At 60.2% G+C, this 13984-nt stretch carries 17 protein-coding genes; 2 read left to right on the forward strand and 15 right to left on the reverse strand.

Features of this window, described 5'->3' with window-relative positions; genetic code table 11:
* Nucleotides 1-7 precede the first annotated feature (7 nt).
* From ACXYMP_RS08260 to ruvC, 8 genes are all read right to left on the reverse strand, one after another.
* Entirely contained in the window at nucleotides 8-490 is a 483-nt protein-coding gene (locus ACXYMP_RS08260; protein WP_458905600.1) for an ExbD/TolR family protein, read from the reverse strand.
* 1 nt (nucleotide 491) lies between these two features.
* Nucleotides 492-1187, reverse strand: a complete 696-nt coding sequence (tolQ, locus tag ACXYMP_RS08265) for a protein TolQ (protein ID WP_298565726.1) — start codon at nucleotides 1185-1187, stop codon at nucleotides 492-494.
* A gap of 111 nt (nucleotides 1188-1298) precedes the next feature.
* Nucleotides 1299-1682 (reverse strand): tol-pal system-associated acyl-CoA thioesterase, encoded by a 384-nt coding sequence (gene ybgC / locus ACXYMP_RS08270; protein WP_298565725.1) that lies wholly within the window; start codon nucleotides 1680-1682, stop codon nucleotides 1299-1301.
* Between the two features lie 30 nt (nucleotides 1683-1712).
* Nucleotides 1713-2249, reverse strand: coding sequence for an RNA 2',3'-cyclic phosphodiesterase (gene thpR, locus ACXYMP_RS08275; RefSeq protein ID WP_298565724.1), 537 nt, complete (start codon nucleotides 2247-2249; stop codon nucleotides 1713-1715).
* A complete protein-coding gene (locus tag ACXYMP_RS08280; protein WP_458905603.1) occupies nucleotides 2250-2912 on the reverse strand; it encodes a hypothetical protein in 663 nt (220 codons plus the stop codon).
* 56 nt (nucleotides 2913-2968) lie between these two features.
* Entirely contained in the window at nucleotides 2969-4036 is a 1068-nt protein-coding gene (gene ruvB, locus ACXYMP_RS08285) for a Holliday junction branch migration DNA helicase RuvB (RefSeq protein ID WP_458905605.1), read from the reverse strand.
* Nucleotides 4037-4053: 17 nt separating this feature from the next.
* A complete protein-coding gene (gene ruvA, locus ACXYMP_RS08290; RefSeq protein WP_298565720.1) occupies nucleotides 4054-4731 on the reverse strand; it encodes a Holliday junction branch migration protein RuvA in 678 nt (225 codons plus the stop codon).
* Entirely contained in the window at nucleotides 4728-5234 is a 507-nt protein-coding gene (gene ruvC, locus ACXYMP_RS08295) for a crossover junction endodeoxyribonuclease RuvC (protein WP_298565719.1), read from the reverse strand. The genes ruvA and ruvC overlap by 4 nt, the downstream gene beginning before the upstream one ends.
* A gap of 269 nt (nucleotides 5235-5503) precedes the next feature.
* Here ruvC and ACXYMP_RS08300 point away from each other — a divergent pair, with 269 nt between their 5' ends.
* Complete coding sequence (locus tag ACXYMP_RS08300) at nucleotides 5504-5806, forward strand: DUF1127 domain-containing protein (protein ID WP_363317593.1); 303 nt, start codon at nucleotides 5504-5506, stop codon at nucleotides 5804-5806.
* Nucleotides 5807-5893: 87 nt separating this feature from the next.
* On the opposite strand, the gene ACXYMP_RS08305 is transcribed toward ACXYMP_RS08300, so the two are convergent.
* The 7 genes from ACXYMP_RS08305 to rpiA form a co-directional block, all read right to left on the reverse strand.
* A complete protein-coding gene (locus ACXYMP_RS08305; protein ID WP_298566169.1) occupies nucleotides 5894-7342 on the reverse strand; it encodes a Do family serine endopeptidase in 1449 nt (482 codons plus the stop codon).
* 226 nt (nucleotides 7343-7568) lie between these two features.
* The gene (locus ACXYMP_RS08310) at nucleotides 7569-8603 is read right to left on the reverse strand and encodes a fatty acid desaturase (protein ID WP_298565717.1); all 1035 of its coding nucleotides are present in this window, start codon (nucleotides 8601-8603) and stop codon (nucleotides 7569-7571) included.
* A 113-nt stretch (nucleotides 8604-8716) separates the two neighbouring features.
* Nucleotides 8717-8902 (reverse strand): DUF2065 domain-containing protein, encoded by a 186-nt coding sequence (locus ACXYMP_RS08315; protein ID WP_298565715.1) that lies wholly within the window; start codon nucleotides 8900-8902, stop codon nucleotides 8717-8719.
* On the reverse strand, nucleotides 8902-9771 hold the full coding sequence (hflC, locus tag ACXYMP_RS08320) for a protease modulator HflC (protein WP_298565713.1): 870 nt from the start codon (nucleotides 9769-9771) through the stop codon (nucleotides 8902-8904). The genes ACXYMP_RS08315 and hflC overlap by 1 nt, the downstream gene beginning before the upstream one ends.
* The gene (hflK, locus tag ACXYMP_RS08325) at nucleotides 9771-10916 is read right to left on the reverse strand and encodes an FtsH protease activity modulator HflK (RefSeq protein ID WP_458905609.1); all 1146 of its coding nucleotides are present in this window, start codon (nucleotides 10914-10916) and stop codon (nucleotides 9771-9773) included. Before hflK ends, hflC begins: the two co-directional genes overlap by 1 nt.
* Before the next feature lie 143 nt (nucleotides 10917-11059).
* Nucleotides 11060-12433: a glutathione-disulfide reductase gene (gene gor / locus ACXYMP_RS08330; protein ID WP_458905611.1), complete on the reverse strand. Its 1374-nt coding sequence runs from the start codon at nucleotides 12431-12433 to the stop codon at nucleotides 11060-11062.
* Nucleotides 12434-12600: 167 nt separating this feature from the next.
* Nucleotides 12601-13383, reverse strand: a complete 783-nt coding sequence (gene rpiA / locus ACXYMP_RS08335; protein WP_298565709.1) for a ribose-5-phosphate isomerase RpiA — start codon at nucleotides 13381-13383, stop codon at nucleotides 12601-12603.
* Between the two features lie 216 nt (nucleotides 13384-13599).
* On the opposite strand from rpiA, the gene ACXYMP_RS08340 reads away from it, so the two are divergent.
* Nucleotides 13600-13953, forward strand: coding sequence for a YbaN family protein (locus tag ACXYMP_RS08340; RefSeq protein WP_458906499.1), 354 nt, complete (start codon nucleotides 13600-13602; stop codon nucleotides 13951-13953).
* The last annotated feature ends 31 nt before the right edge of the window (nucleotides 13954-13984 follow it).

The following is a 13984-nucleotide window of genomic DNA, read 5'->3' on the forward strand; positions in this document are numbered from 1 at the left end:
CCCTGCCCTAGTTGTCCGTGCCGGTCAGACTTGGCCCGCCACCTTCGGTCACAAACCCGATCGAAGTGAAGCCCGCCGCGTTCAACGCACCCATCACCTTGGCAATCGCGTCCCATTCGACCTGCCCATCGGCGCGCAAAAAGACCTTGTTGTCCGTGCGCTCAGCCGCAATGGCGCGCAGCTTGGTGATCAACTCGCTCTGAGCAATCTCAGTGGTTTGCAGGAAAATCTGCCCCTCTTCGGTAATGGTGATCGCCAAAGGCTCTTCCTCGGGGGCGTCCAGCGATTTGGCGGCGGTTTTGGACAGCTCCACCGGCACACCGACAACCATCAGGGGTGCGGCGACCATGAAAATGATCAGCAGCACCAGCATTACGTCCACGAAGGGGGTAATGTTGATCTCAGCCATCACGCGGCGATGCTTGCCGCGACGACGTCCGCGCCGGGCGCGTCGATCCGCACCCGCGCTTTGTTGCACACCAGCAGCCATATCAGCTGTCCAGCTGACGGCTGAGGATGGTGGCGAACTCGTCTGCGAAGGCTTCGTAGCCCGCAAGGATATTGTCGCTATCCACGCTTAGCTTGTTGTAAAATACGGCCGCCGGGATCGCGGCCAGAAGGCCCAGACCGGTGGCCAAAAGCGCCTCGGCGATGCCGGGGGCGACGACGGCCAGGTTGGTGTTTTGTTGCTGCGCAATCTCGACAAAGGCGTGCATGATGCCCCAAACGGTGCCGAACAACCCCACAAACGGCGCGGTTGACGCGACAGTCGCCAGAAAGCTCAGCCCCTTGTTCAGCTCTTCGCCTTGCTTGGCGATGGCCACATCCATTGACCGGTCAATGCGCGACTGCGCGTTCGCGATCAAACCGCCATCAGCCCGGTGAGAGCGGCGCCATTCCAGCATCCCGGAGGAAAAGACCTTTTCCGCCGACCCGTCAGGCGTCGGTCCGATCTGGTCAAACAGCTCGTCCAGCGGCTCACCCGACCAGAACTTGCGGTCGAACGCCTCGGCGTCCGAACGGGCGCGCCGGAAGGCCATGTGTTTTGTGATAATAATCGCCCACGACCAGATGGACGCCGCAATCAAAAGCAGCATCACCAGTTTGACCGTGAAAGTTGCGCGAATAAATAGGGCGAAGAAGGAGAAATCAATCTCCGCCGCCGCCTGAAGCGTTTCCGTTTCCATATGTCTGCCTCTGTACCGCCGCCTCTTTGTGCAGCTTTTCTGCACGAAGATTAGCCCAATGCCACGGGGAATGCCATCAAAACCGCGTCATCGGCGACAAAGCCCTGTGGTTCAGTGAACCAGACGGCGGATATTTGCCGGAAGCCGGGCGGGTTGGCCGGTATCTGAGACGCAAACAATGGTGACGATGGCTTCAAACAAGCGTTCTTCACCACGTTTCACGACTTGCTCCATCACCAACCGCGCGCCGGTAACCTGCTGAACAGATGTTTCAACCTGCAACTTTTCGTCAAAACGCGCCGAGGACAGGTAGTCCGCTTCGACCCGGCGCACCGCGAACACCTGCCCGTCTTCGCGCATCGCGTTCTGGTCGATCCCAATCTCGCGCACCCAATCAGACCGCGCGCGTTCGATATAGCGCAGATAGTTGGCGTAATAGACGATCCCGGCCATGTCGGTGTCTTCATAATAAACGCGGATGGGAAAACGGTGCATCGGGGCCTCGTGGTTCTGCTCGTCCCGACCCTAGCCGCGAAGGGGATAGTCTGCCAACCGCTCATATCGCGCGCCGTCCGGGCGCAGGTCAGACCGATAAAGCGACAGGGTGTCGAGCGTTACGGTCGGATATCGGATCGCGCCGTGGGTTTCCAGCGCACGGCCCAACGCGGACATGTCATTGGCCGTGGGCGTGCGCGGCAGGCGGGCCAGCGTCACGTGGCCGCGAAACCGCCGATGGGGCAATGTGATCCCGGCGCGACGCACCACCTGTCGGACCTGTTTGTGCAACCCGTCCACGCCCGCAGCGTTGATCGTCAGCACAGAGGGCACGGCCCCGCCCATGGTCGTCAGCCCCGCCAGATCAACGGTCGCGGGCGGAGCGTGCAAGACCTCTAACTCCGCGTTCAGGTCTTCGAGCGCGTCGAGTGGTTGTTCATCCAGAAACACCAGCGTCAGGTGGATGTTTTCCTCAGGTAGTGGTCGCCCGACCTTGAGCCGGCTCGCAAACCCGGCGAGTTGCGCGGCCAGATCGTCCGGCACGGGAAGGGCCAGAAAGCAGCGCATTTAGTGCAATGTGGTGGCAGCGGGACCACCCACCTGCATCCGCGCAAAGATTCTGAGCGCATGTGACGCATCATCTGCCGCCACGGGCAGCATCGGATCATAGGCTGCCGCAATCAGCGCGGCGATTTCTGGGCGCAGGATGGTCTGGCCATCAGGCAGCAGTGCAAGCGGGCTTTTGGTCGAAAACGCCCCTTCACCCCACAGCAGGATCGCTTGCACAGCCTGGGACAGCGCCAACGTCTCGGCCGGTTGGTCCACCATCGCGCCTTGCATGCAGACAAAGGTGAAACAGGCTTGAATGGCGTTCTGGTCATCAAAGCGGAAGGCGCGGTATTGCGTGGCCCCGGCCTCTTTCAGCCGGGCCACCAGCGGCTCCAATCCGGGGATCATCTCGCCCAGTTTTGGCACCTCCAGCAACTCGTCCCAGTCGCGGAAGAAGAACACCATCAGGTTCGCGCCCAGTTCCGGGTCAGTCTCGGCCATCTTGTGACCGGCCAGCGTCACCACCGCCTCGATCGCGCCTTTGACAACCTCAAGCGTGGCGTCTTCGACACCGAACACAACCGGCACGATGGGGCGGCCCCAGCGGGCGAAGGTGAAGTCACCATTTGCGCGGGTGAAATGCGCGGTCACGTCTTCGGGGGTCATAAGGGGGGCGGTCATCTGGCGTCTCCTGATCTGCGGGGTGATGTCCCGCAAATGGACGCGCGTTTCAAGGGCTAACCTTCGAAAAGCTGTCCTTGTCCCGCACCGCGCGGTTGAGAAACGGGGGCAGTCAGTCCGAGGTGTCGCCATGCAATCTGGCCCAGCATGCGCCCGCGAGGGGTGCGTTGGATCAAGCCTTGTTGCAAAAGGAACGGCTCGATCACTTCTTCCAGCGCATCGCGGCTTTCGGACAGAGCGGCGGACAGGGTTTCTATGCCCACCGGGCCACCGCCGTAGTGCTCTGCCATCAAGCCAAGATAGCGCCGATCCGCTCCGTCCAACCCCAGATGATCGACACCCAACCGCGTCAGCGCGTTGTCGGCGAGGTCGCGGGTGATCCGCCCGTCGCCTTCGACCACCGCGAAATCGACCACGCGCCGCAACAGGCGCCCGGCAATCCGCGGCGTGCCACGGGCACGTTTCGCGATCTCGCGCGCGCCATCTTCGTCGGCAGGTGCGCCCAGTTTGACGGCGTTGCGGGTCACGATCTCGTGCAACTCATCGACCGAATAAAATTGCAGCCGCACAGGAATACCGAAGCGATCGCGCAGCGGCGTGGTCAGAAGGCCCAACCGCGTCGTTGCCCCGACCAGCGTGAAGGGTTGTAATTCGATCCGCACGGTGCGGGCCGCAGGCCCTTCGCCGATCACCAGATCCAGTTCGAAATCTTCCAGCGCGGGATAAAGCACTTCCTCGACCACCGGATTGAGCCTGTGAATTTCGTCAATGAACAAGACGTCATTGGCTTCCAGATTGGTCAGGATTGCGGCCAGATCGCCGGCCTTGGCGAGCACGGGGCCAGAGGTCATGCGGAAGTTCACGCCCAACTCGCGCGCCATGATCTGGGCCAGTGTGGTCTTACCAAGACCGGGAGGGCCATGAAACAGGACGTGGTCCATCGCCTCGTTACGCTTGCGTGCGCTTTCGATGAAGATACGAAGATTGGAACGCGCCTCGGCCTGCCCGATGAAATCACCCAGCGTTTGTGGGCGAAGGGCGCGGTCGGCCTCGGTCGCGTCTTCCGGGCGCGGGGCGGGGCGCAGCGTCGGGTCTGGTGCATCAAGGGGGTCAGAGGCGGTCATAATATCCTTCTAGCCCCCTACCCTTTGGGCGCAAGAAGTTTCAGCGCGGCGCGGATCAGACCGGAGGTGTCCAGCGACGGATCCTCGCCCAGCGCCTGTGCGACGGCGGACGCTGCTTCACCGGGCGCGTAGCCGAGGTTGGTCAGGGCCGACAGCGCCTCGGATTGAGCAGCGGCATTGCCCGCCGGCGCGGGCGGAGTGATGGGCGTGGCCGGAATGTTCGGCTCGATCACCGCATCATCCGTCGCAGGTGCACCTGTGGCCACCGATGCCTGACCCGACAGCGCCATGACAGATGCCGCCTTGTCCTTCAGCTCCAACACCACGCGCTGCGCGGTTTTCGGGCCAAGCCCCTTGGCGGCTTTCACAGCGTTCCAGTCGCCCAACGCAATCGCGCGACTGACCCCGTCCGGCCCCAACGTGCCAAGGATCGCCATCGAGGCTTTCGCACCGATACCCTGCACGCTCATCAACAGCCTGTGCCATTCTTTTTCGACAAGGGTGGTGAAGCCGAACAGTTGCAGATTGTCCTCGCGCACCAAAAGCTCGGTATAGAGCGCGACAGCTTCGCCCGGTCCGGGCAGGCTGGCCATGGTGCGGTCCGAGACATAGACCAGATAGCCCACGCCGCGCACGTCGATCAGAACATGATCATCGGCACGGTAATCCAGACGTCCTGCGATTTTACCAATCATGCTGTGGCTTTCTTTAACGCGGCTTCCAGACGGCCCGCAGTCTGGGCGTGAAAGGCATGGCAGATCGCGATGGCCAGCGCATCGGCGGCATCGGCCCCTTTGATCTGAACGCCGGGCAATTGCATTTTCACCATATGTTCGACCTGTTTCTTATCGGCATGGCCCACACCCACTACGGCCTTCTTCACCGCGTTGGGCGCGTATTCCCCGATGGGAAGCCCCGCCTTGGCAGGCACCAGCAAAGCGATGCCGCGTGCTTGCCCCAGCTTCAGGGTGGCGACGGCGTCCTTGTTCACGAAAGTCTGTTCGACTGCCGCAGTTTCGGGGGCGAATTGCGCCAGCACGTCGGTCAGTTGGTCGTAAAGAGACAACAGTCGCGCAGCCAGTTCACCGGTGCGCGAATGACAGATCCCGTTGGCCACATGGGACATGCGGGTGCCGTCGGTGTCGATCACGCCCCAACCAAGGTTCCTTAGCCCCGGGTCAATGCCAATAACACGCATGTTGCACCCTGCCCTGTCTGCTCTGCCCGGCCGCTGGCGCATGATGCGCGGCGGCCTTGTTGAAAACCGGACTAGCACGAAACAAGAACACGCGCCAGAAAGATTTGCAACACAAGGTGATCACGTGACATCAGTCCGAGGCCATCTGATGTGATGCTTTTGCGACACAGTGCATCCCCCGGGCTGCAAAAGAATGACACGTTTCATAGTCGTTTCAGCCTGTTTTCGACCTCGAACAAACCGAAAGCGACCCGTTGCAGAAAACGCATATGAGTCATGCAATTTGGGGCCTTGTTGAACCCGCTATTCGGTTCTACATGCCGGCCAACGCAATGATGCAAACCGCAGTATTCTTTACCGAGAAGGACATGAAAATGGCTGCTTTCGAAACGACATACATCCCCGCAAATGGTGCGTCCTTCGGGGGTCGCCTTTCCACTGTTATTCGGGGCGCAGTCGCCTCGTTTGCGGCATGGAAAGATGCGCGTTCAACACGCAACGCACTGCTGCAACTGTCAGATCGCGATCTTGACGACATCGGCCTGTGCCGCGCGGATATCGAAAAACTCTGAACCGCTCATAAAAAAAACCGCGCCAAACGGCGCGGTCATTCCCCCCCGCCCGGTCAACCGAGCGGGGGTTTTTTTGTTTTTTGCGGATCAGTCCAGCGACAAGGCCACGAAACGAGGGTTGTCGTCGCGCCGCACCAAAAGCAGAACCGACTTGCGTCCACCGTCCTTGGCAGCCTCAAGTTGCGCCTTCAGGTCTTCGATCGACCCGACGGGTTGCTGCCCGGCTTCGGCCACCACATCGCCCGCACGCATCCCTTTTTCAAAGGCTTCCGTGTCCTCATCGATGTCCAGCACGACCAGACCGGTGGCGCCGGGTTTCAGGCCAAGTTCTTCACGGCGTGTGTCGTCAAGTTCGCCCAGCGTCATGCCGAGGATCTTGTCTTCCGCGGGGGCCTCGGGCGTTTCGTTTTCCGACCCCGGGGTCGAACCCGCGACCGCATCTTCGCGTCGTCCAAGCGTGATTTTCAGGGTCTCGGTCTTGCCACCCCGCAACACCACCACGCGCACGGCCTTGCCCACAGGCGCATTGCCAACGATGCGCACCAATTCGCGCGTGTCGGTGACATCGACGCCGTCGAAGGACAGAATGATGTCGTTGGGCAGAATGCCAGCCTCTTTCGCCGGGCCTTCGGGAACATCGGTGATCAATGCGCCATTGGTGCCGTCCAGCGCCATGGCTTCAGCAATATCGTCGGTGATGTCCTGAATGCGCACACCCAGCCAGCCGCGACGGGTTTCGCCGAATTCCTTCAACTGATCCACAACACGTTTGACCACGGCCGAGGACATCGCAAAGCCGATCCCGATCGAGCCGCCATTCGGGCTAAGAATTGCGGTGTTCACGCCGATCACCTCGGCGTTCATGTTGAACAGCGGACCGCCCGAGTTGCCCCGATTGATCGCCGCGTCGGTCTGGATGTAGTCGTCATAGGCGCCTGACAGCTCGCGGTTCCTTTGCGACACGATCCCGGCCGAGACCGAAAACCCCTGCCCCAACGGATTACCAACAGCCATCACCCAATCGCCGACACGCATGATATCGCTGTCGCCGAAGCTGACAAACGGCAGCGGGCCGTCGCTTTCAACCTTCAACAGCGCGATGTCCGTGTTGGGATCGGTGCCGATCACCTTGGCGGCCAACTGGTCGCCACCGCCGAAGAACTCGATCATGATTTCATCCGCGCCCTCGATGACGTGGTTGTTGGTCACGATGAACCCATCCTCCGAGATCACAAACCCCGAGCCAAGTGCCTGACTGCGCCGCTGACGCTGAGGTTCGCCGTTGCCGTTCGGCCCACCGGGCTGATTGCGATCAAGGAAATCGCGGAAGAAATCCTCGAACGGGCTGCCTTCGGGCACCATGGGCTGGTTGCCTGTTCGCTGGGCCACAAGGGTTGATGTCGTGATGTTGACAACAGCCGGGCTGACCTGCTCGGCCAGATCGGCAAAGCTTTCGGGCACACCGCGCGCTTCGGCTTTTAGCCCTGATGCCAGGGTCACGGCCACGGCCATGACAAGCCCGACGAAGGCGCGCATGCCCCACATCTGATTATTTTGGGGGGAAATCGCCTGCACTTTCACACCTCTCTCCTTTCAAGAAACCGGTTCGGGTCGAAACCCGATCATGAATACTGTCTAGATAGGGCGGCAAAAGCGCAACGCAAAGTTCGTAACACCCATTCACTGCCATGTGATCTGCCGTCACCGGCGCCACCGTGCTGACAGAGGCGGGAAAATGCCGTCGGCACCCCCCGCTGTCGGGTCAGCCGTAAAGCGCGTTGGCTTGGGAAAAGGACAACAGGCGGTGGCTTTTTTCGTCCCACAGGTGAAGCCGGGCGCACACGAGGCTTTCGCGGATCGTCATGCGGTTCGCCTGTGCCAGATCGGCATGGTCGCGCAGCACTTCCGTCAGCCGATAGAAGGGAATGCGGCTGTAGAGGTGGTGAACATGGTGGATGCCAATATTGGCGCTGAACCACTGCAACACCCGCGGCATGACGTAGTGCGAGCTGCCATGCAGCGCGGCATCATGAAGCTGCCAGTCTTCCTCGCCGCTCCAATGGGTGTTTTCAAACTGATGCTGCACATAGAAAAGCCACATGCCAGCCGTGGCCGCCAACAGGGTCGAGGGCAAGAAGATCAGCAACAGCGCCGGAAGGCCGCCGAAATACCAGATCACCGTCAGCGCCGCGACGATAACCAGATTGGTGCCCATTGCGCTGATCCAATAGCGCAGACCCTTCATCAGGCCGAACGGCAGTCGGTTTTGCAGGAAAAACAAGTAGCTGGGCGCGAAGCCAAACAACACCACAGGGTTGCGATACAGGCGGTATTTGAACTGCTCGAACCGTGACAGGTCGTTGTATTCAGCCACCGTCAGGGTCAGGATATCCCCGATCCCACGCTTGCCCAGATTGCCAGCCGCACTGTGGTGGATCGAATGCGTGCGGCGCCAGACCGCATAGGGGGTCAGGGTCAGCACCCCGATCACCCGCCCGACCCAATCGCTGACCGCGCGGTGTTTGAAAAACGAGCCGTGGCCGCAATCATGTTGGATGGTGAACAAGCGCAGCAGGAACAGGGCGTTCAGGATGGACAGGCCAAGCGTCAGCCACAGACTGACCGACATCGACATCCACGCCAGCACCCAAAGCGCCAAGAACGGACCGATGCTGACGGCAAGCTCGAAAAAACTGCGCCCCAGATCGGGCTCGCGGTAGGTGGCTAGTGTTTTGACCCAGTCTTTCGCAGATCGTGTCGATTCGGATGATTTCGGAAAGTCTGGTGAGTGTTTCATATGCCTGCTTTTTACGATGCCCCATGCATCGATAAACGACCAGCCTGACATATCAAGCAAAATATGGGGTTTGACGCAGATGTCGCACTGGGTCAGCAAGGACGACACAGCCTTTACAGGCGCGACAGCCACACAAGCAAAACGCCCAATGCGATGGCGACCAGCCCCATCATTCGCCGCTGATCACGGCTGAGGGCGGCCATCATGGCCACCAGATCGTCCAAACGCGAAGGGGCCAGTGCGAACACCAGCCCCTCGATCACGAGCACAAGCCCGAACCCTAACAGGATCAGGGACATCAGCGACCCGTGTCCGATTTCAGATAGTCGAAGAACTCGCTGTCGGGCGAAATCACCATCGAAGAAGTGCCCCCGACCAACGAATTCTCATAGGCTTCAAGCGACCGCATGAACGCATAGAATTCAGGGTCGCGACCCAACGCATTTGCCAAGATGCCATTGCGGCGGGCGTCTGCCTCACCACGAATGATCTGCGCCTGTTTGCGTGCCTCGGACACGGTTTCAACCACGGTCCGGTCAGCGGTGGCCCGCAAACGCTGGGCCGCTTCGTTACCGCGGGCGATTTCATCTGCGGCCAGACGTTGGCGTTCGGCGCGCATCCGTTCAAAGGTAGCTTCAAGGTTCTGCTTGGGCAGATCGGCACGTTTGATCCGCACGTCGATGATTTCGACGCCAAGCGACGCCGCTTGGGCACGGGCTTGATCGCGGATCTGGTTCATCAGCAGAACACGGTCAGCGGACAGAACCGCATTCGAGTTCACTTTACCCAAAACCTCACGCAGCTCTGCGTTCAGGATCCGCTCAAGACGCGGTTGCGCACCGGCAATCGAGCTTGCGCCGACTGCGCGGCGGAACTGCTTGGCATCAGAAATGCGCCAGCGAGCAAACGCGTCAACTTCAAGCCGCCGGCTGTCTGCTGGCGTCACTTCAAGCTTGCTGGTTTCCAAAGGCAGGATCCGAGCGTCATATTTGACGATCTCGTGAAACACGGGAATTTTGAAATACAGGCCTGGATCGGTGATCTCGGCTTGCACTTCACCAAACCACAGCCGCAGGGCGGTTTGGCGTTCATCGACAATATAGACAGCCTGCAACGCGCCAAACAGCAGCGCCACAACGGCGATCAGGATGATTTGAGTGCGTTTCATCAGTTCGCCCCCCCGTCCGTTGTTTGCGCCGGTTTGCGCGTCAGTTCATTCAGCGGCAGGTAAGGAACAACCCCCCCTTCTCCGCCGATGCCCTGATCAAGAATTACCTTGTCCACGCTCTTCATCACTTTTTCGATCGTTTCCAGATAGAGTCTCTTGCGCGTGATGTCCGGCGCCTTGGCGTATTCGTCATAAACCGCGATGAAGCGTGCGGCTTCACCTTCGGCTTCGTTCACGACGCGGGCGCGATACCCTTCGGCTTGCTCCATCAACTGAGCGGCTTCACCACGTGCTTCGGCAACGACGCGGTTCGCATAAGCGTCCGCTTGTTTTTGCAACGTGTCGCGTGTCTGTTCGGCCGCTTGCACTTCGCGGAAGCTGTCGATCACGTCCTCGGGCGGGTCGGCCTTGTCAAAGTTCACACGAACGATGTTGACGCCCGACTGATACCCATCCAGCGTCGACTGGATCAGATCTTGCAGATCCTGTTGGATGATACCACGATCCGAGGTCAGGATCGGAGACAGGCGAGAGCGTGCGATAATCTCGCGCATGGCTGATTCCGACACGGCCTGAATGGTGTTTTCTGGGGCTGCCAGATTGAACACGAACTTCTCAAGGTCCGAGATGTTCCAAACAACCTGAAAATCGATATCAACGATGTTTTCGTCACCTGTCAGCATCAGGCCTTCGCTGACCCCGTCGCCGATGTTGATCACGTTCTCACGCGTCACCGGATAGATCTCCCTGGTCACAACCGGCCAAGGCGCAAAGTTCAGACCCTCTTGGCCAACGCCGTAACGTTCACCGAACAAAAGCTCGACCGATTGCTCCGAGGTGTCGACGCGATAAAAACTGGCATATATCCAAACCGCGACCGCGACCAGCGCGATCAACAGGATCGAGCCACGCCCTAAGTTGGGGCCGTTGCCTTCGCCGCCCTGACCAGCGCCGCGACCTTTGTCGCCGCGTCCGCCCATGAGCACGCGCAACTGCTCTTGCCCCTTCTTCATCAACTCATCAATCTCGGGCATTTGCGGGGGCTCTTTGCCGCCGCGATTGCCACCACCATTCGAGGGGGGGCGCCCACCAGAGCCGCCACGGTTTCCACCGCCGCCCCAGGGACCACCATTATCGCTGGCCATCTGGTCAAATTCCTTCCAAGTCAAACAAGGTATTGCGTTCATACCTGACCCTTTGCAGGGCGGATTTCAAGGTAAAGGCGGCGCAAGATGCCGCCTTTTCGGTTGTTTTTCGACGCGGGCGGCGTAGAGACCCGGATTAAAGCTCAGTCGCTGCGGGTGGGCGACTTCATCAGCACGATTTCTTCGGACATGGTCGGGTGCACGGCCACGGTCCGGTCAAAATCCTGTTTGGTTGCCCCCATTTTTACGGCGACGGCAGCCAATTGGATCATTTCGCCCGCCCCGTCCCCAACAATATGGCAACCCAGAACCTTCTGGCTTTTCTGGCTGACGATGAGTTTGAACAAGACCCTTTCCGTCGAACCGATGAAGCTTTTCTGCATCGGGCGGAAGGCGGCGCAGTAGACATCGATCTTCTCTTGTGCGCGGGCGGCTTCCTCGCTCAGACCGACGGTGCCGTATTCGGGCTGCGTGAACACTGCCGAGGCGACGTTTTCGTGGTCCGGTTTGGTCGGGGTGCCGTTGAACACGGTTTCGACAAAGGCCATGCCTTCGCGGATCGCCACCGGGGTCAGGTTGATCCGGTTTGTGACATCCCCTACGGCATAAATCGACGGCACGGCGGTCTGGCTGTAGTCATCCACGATCACCTCGCCGGAGCGGCCAAGGGTGACACCGACCTCTTCCAGCCCCATGCCATCGGTGTTGGCGACACGGCCCGTGGCAAAAAGCACCTGGTCAAAGACCTCTTCACGCCCGTCCGTCCCCTTTACCCAGATCGCATCACCATTTTCCGTGCTGCGCCGCTCCATCCGTTCGACCTCCAGCCCCACATGCAGGTCCACACCGCGCGCGCTGATGTGTTCGGCCAGGAACCCGCGCACTTCGTCATCGAACCCGCGCAAGATCTGCGCTCCGCGATACCATTGCGCGACATGCGCGCCCAGACCATTGAAAATGCAGGCAAATTCACAAGCGATGTAACCGCCGCCGACAATCAGGATACGCTTTGGGAACGTCTCAAGGTTGAACACCTCATTCGATGTAATGCCAAATTCGGCCGCGCCGGGCGTGTCGGGCAGGAAGGGCCGCCCACCGGTTGCCACAAGAATATGTTTGGCGGTGAAAGTTTCGCCAGTGGACAAGGCGACCGTGTGGGCATCCTTCACCACCGCGCGGGCATTGAAGATATCCGCCCCGGAGTTGCCCAGATTGCGGGTATAGATCGCCTCAAGTCGGTCCAGTTCGGCGTGCAACATCGGCTGGAAACGATCCCAATGGAACTGTCCGCCCTCGTAGTCCCACCCATAGCTGCGCGCATCGTCCGCAGCGGGGCCGTAATTCGAGGCAAAGACCATCAGCTTTTTGGGCACACAGCCGCGGATCACACAGGTGCCACCCATGCGAAATTCCTCGGCAAGTGCCACCTTGGCGCCGCCTTCCGCCGCCACGCGACCGGCGCGCACGCCGCCCGACCCGCCGCCGATCACGAAAAGGTCGTAGTCAAAACCACTCATGTCACTTTGCCTTTCTTCGCCTCACAGGGGGCAATTGGTTCCATTTCCGGGGCAAGCTATGTTCTTCGCCCCCGGCATTCCAGAGCCGAGACGGTAACAAGTGTCACAATGTCGCGTGTGGAGCGCGCGGACCGACCCACCGTGGCCTCATCTTGGCCGCTGCGCCGTCATAGGTCCGCAAAGATGTTGTCGGTCTCGGTGAATTCAATCCGGCCCTCTTCGCGCGTGCCTGCGTTGATGTCGATCACCTCGACCCGGCCGTCACCATGGCCGACCACGACAGTATCACAGATGTCGATGAACAGCCCGTTTTCGACCACGCCGGGGATCTGGTTCAGCACCATCGACAGTTTGCGCGGGTCGCCAATGCGTTTCACGTGCAGATCAAGGATGTGGTTGCCTTCGTCCGAGATAAAGGCCGCATCGCCATTCATCCGCAGGCTCGTTTCCGTGCCCAGAACGTCGACAGCGCCCAGCATTTCTTCGACCAGCGACTTGGTGGTCTGCCAGCCGAATCGAATGACCTCGATCGGCAAGGGGAACGCCCCCAGATGTTCGACCGATTTCGAGGGGTCGGCGATCACGATCATCCGGTCCGATGCGGTTGCCACGATCTTTTCCTGAAGATGCGCCCCACCGCCACCTTTGATCAGGCACAGGTCAGCGTCATATTCATCTGTGCCATCAATGGTCAGATCCAGCCACTTGGCATCGTCCAGGGTTGTCACCTCGATCCCCACTTGCCGCGCCAGGTCTGCGGTGCGCGTGCTGGTCGGCACGCCAATGATCTTCAAGCCGTCCTGGCGCACCATTTCGCCCAAGCAACGCACCATCCAGGCGGCGGTCGAACCGGTGCCAAGCCCCACGCGCATGCCGTCTTCGACAAATTGGACCGCGCGTTTGGCAGCAACGAATTTAGCGGTGTCAATTGGCGACAGTTCCCCAGCCATGGCAGCGATTCCCCTTTGTGGCACATATATGAAGTTCGTGGCGTTATACGGCCAAGGGCGTTGCGTGGCGAGGCCCGATCACACCAGCGCGCGAAAAACTGCACGCTGCTGCCTGCCGCCGTCGCCCCCCACAGCGCCGACGCGACGTTTTGGCCGGGTGGACAAACTTTGCCGCTTGGCCCAAAGCTTGCGGGCGCAAACCGGGTCGGGTGCAATATGGGCAGGTATTTCTACATCGCGTTAGGCTGGGGCGCCGTGGCCCTTGGGCTTATCGGTGTGGTGCTGCCAGTGCTGCCCACGACACCCTTCCTGCTGGTCGCTGCTTTCGCCTTCGGCAAGGGAAGCCCCAAGGCACGGGCCTGGCTGATCGAACACGCGCATTTCGGCCCCGCCATACAGGATTGGGAAGACCGCGGCGCCATTTCACGACGCGCAAAGACTTTGGCCGTGACCATGATGACGCTGGTCTTGGTCGTCTCCCTTATCCTTGGCGCGCCAGTTTGGGTGCTATTGGCGCAGGGCGTTTTGATGGGCGCTGGGGCTGCATTTGTGCTGACGCGGCCGGACTGACCCGCAAAGTGTCGTTTTCGCGCTGACAAAA

This window comes from Aliiroseovarius sp. CAU 1755 (assembly GCF_054482655.1).

What these genes read in the sequence shown, in the direction of transcription:
- ACXYMP_RS08260 (WP_458905600.1), bottom strand. Translation starts at nt 490, where the DNA reads ATGGCTGCTGGTGTGCAACAAAGCGCGGGTGCGGATCGACGCGCCCGG.
- tolQ (WP_298565726.1), bottom strand. Translation starts at nt 1,187, where the DNA reads ATGGAAACGGAAACGCTTCAGGCGGCGGCGGAGATTGATTTCTCCTTC.
- ybgC (WP_298565725.1), bottom strand. Translation starts at nt 1,682, where the DNA reads ATGCACCGTTTTCCCATCCGCGTTTATTATGAAGACACCGACATGGCC.
- thpR (WP_298565724.1), bottom strand. Translation starts at nt 2,249, where the DNA reads ATGCGCTGCTTTCTGGCCCTTCCCGTGCCGGACGATCTGGCCGCGCAA.
- ACXYMP_RS08280 (WP_458905603.1), bottom strand. Translation starts at nt 2,912, where the DNA reads ATGACCGCCCCCCTTATGACCCCCGAAGACGTGACCGCGCATTTCACC.
- ruvB (WP_458905605.1), bottom strand. Translation starts at nt 4,036, where the DNA reads ATGACCGCCTCTGACCCCCTTGATGCACCAGACCCGACGCTGCGCCCC.
- ruvA (WP_298565720.1), bottom strand. Translation starts at nt 4,731, where the DNA reads ATGATTGGTAAAATCGCAGGACGTCTGGATTACCGTGCCGATGATCAT.
- ruvC (WP_298565719.1), bottom strand. Translation starts at nt 5,234, where the DNA reads ATGCGTGTTATTGGCATTGACCCGGGGCTAAGGAACCTTGGTTGGGGC.
- ACXYMP_RS08300 (WP_363317593.1), top strand. Translation starts at nt 5,504, where the DNA reads ATGAGTCATGCAATTTGGGGCCTTGTTGAACCCGCTATTCGGTTCTAC.
- ACXYMP_RS08305 (WP_298566169.1), bottom strand. Translation starts at nt 7,342, where the DNA reads ATGCGCGCCTTCGTCGGGCTTGTCATGGCCGTGGCCGTGACCCTGGCA.
- ACXYMP_RS08310 (WP_298565717.1), bottom strand. Translation starts at nt 8,603, where the DNA reads ATGAAACACTCACCAGACTTTCCGAAATCATCCGAATCGACACGATCT.
- ACXYMP_RS08315 (WP_298565715.1), bottom strand. Translation starts at nt 8,902, where the DNA reads ATGTCCCTGATCCTGTTAGGGTTCGGGCTTGTGCTCGTGATCGAGGGG.
- hflC (WP_298565713.1), bottom strand. Translation starts at nt 9,771, where the DNA reads ATGAAACGCACTCAAATCATCCTGATCGCCGTTGTGGCGCTGCTGTTT.
- hflK (WP_458905609.1), bottom strand. Translation starts at nt 10,916, where the DNA reads ATGGCCAGCGATAATGGTGGTCCCTGGGGCGGCGGTGGAAACCGTGGC.
- gor (WP_458905611.1), bottom strand. Translation starts at nt 12,433, where the DNA reads ATGAGTGGTTTTGACTACGACCTTTTCGTGATCGGCGGCGGGTCGGGC.
- rpiA (WP_298565709.1), bottom strand. Translation starts at nt 13,383, where the DNA reads ATGGCTGGGGAACTGTCGCCAATTGACACCGCTAAATTCGTTGCTGCC.
- ACXYMP_RS08340 (WP_458906499.1), top strand. Translation starts at nt 13,600, where the DNA reads ATGGGCAGGTATTTCTACATCGCGTTAGGCTGGGGCGCCGTGGCCCTT.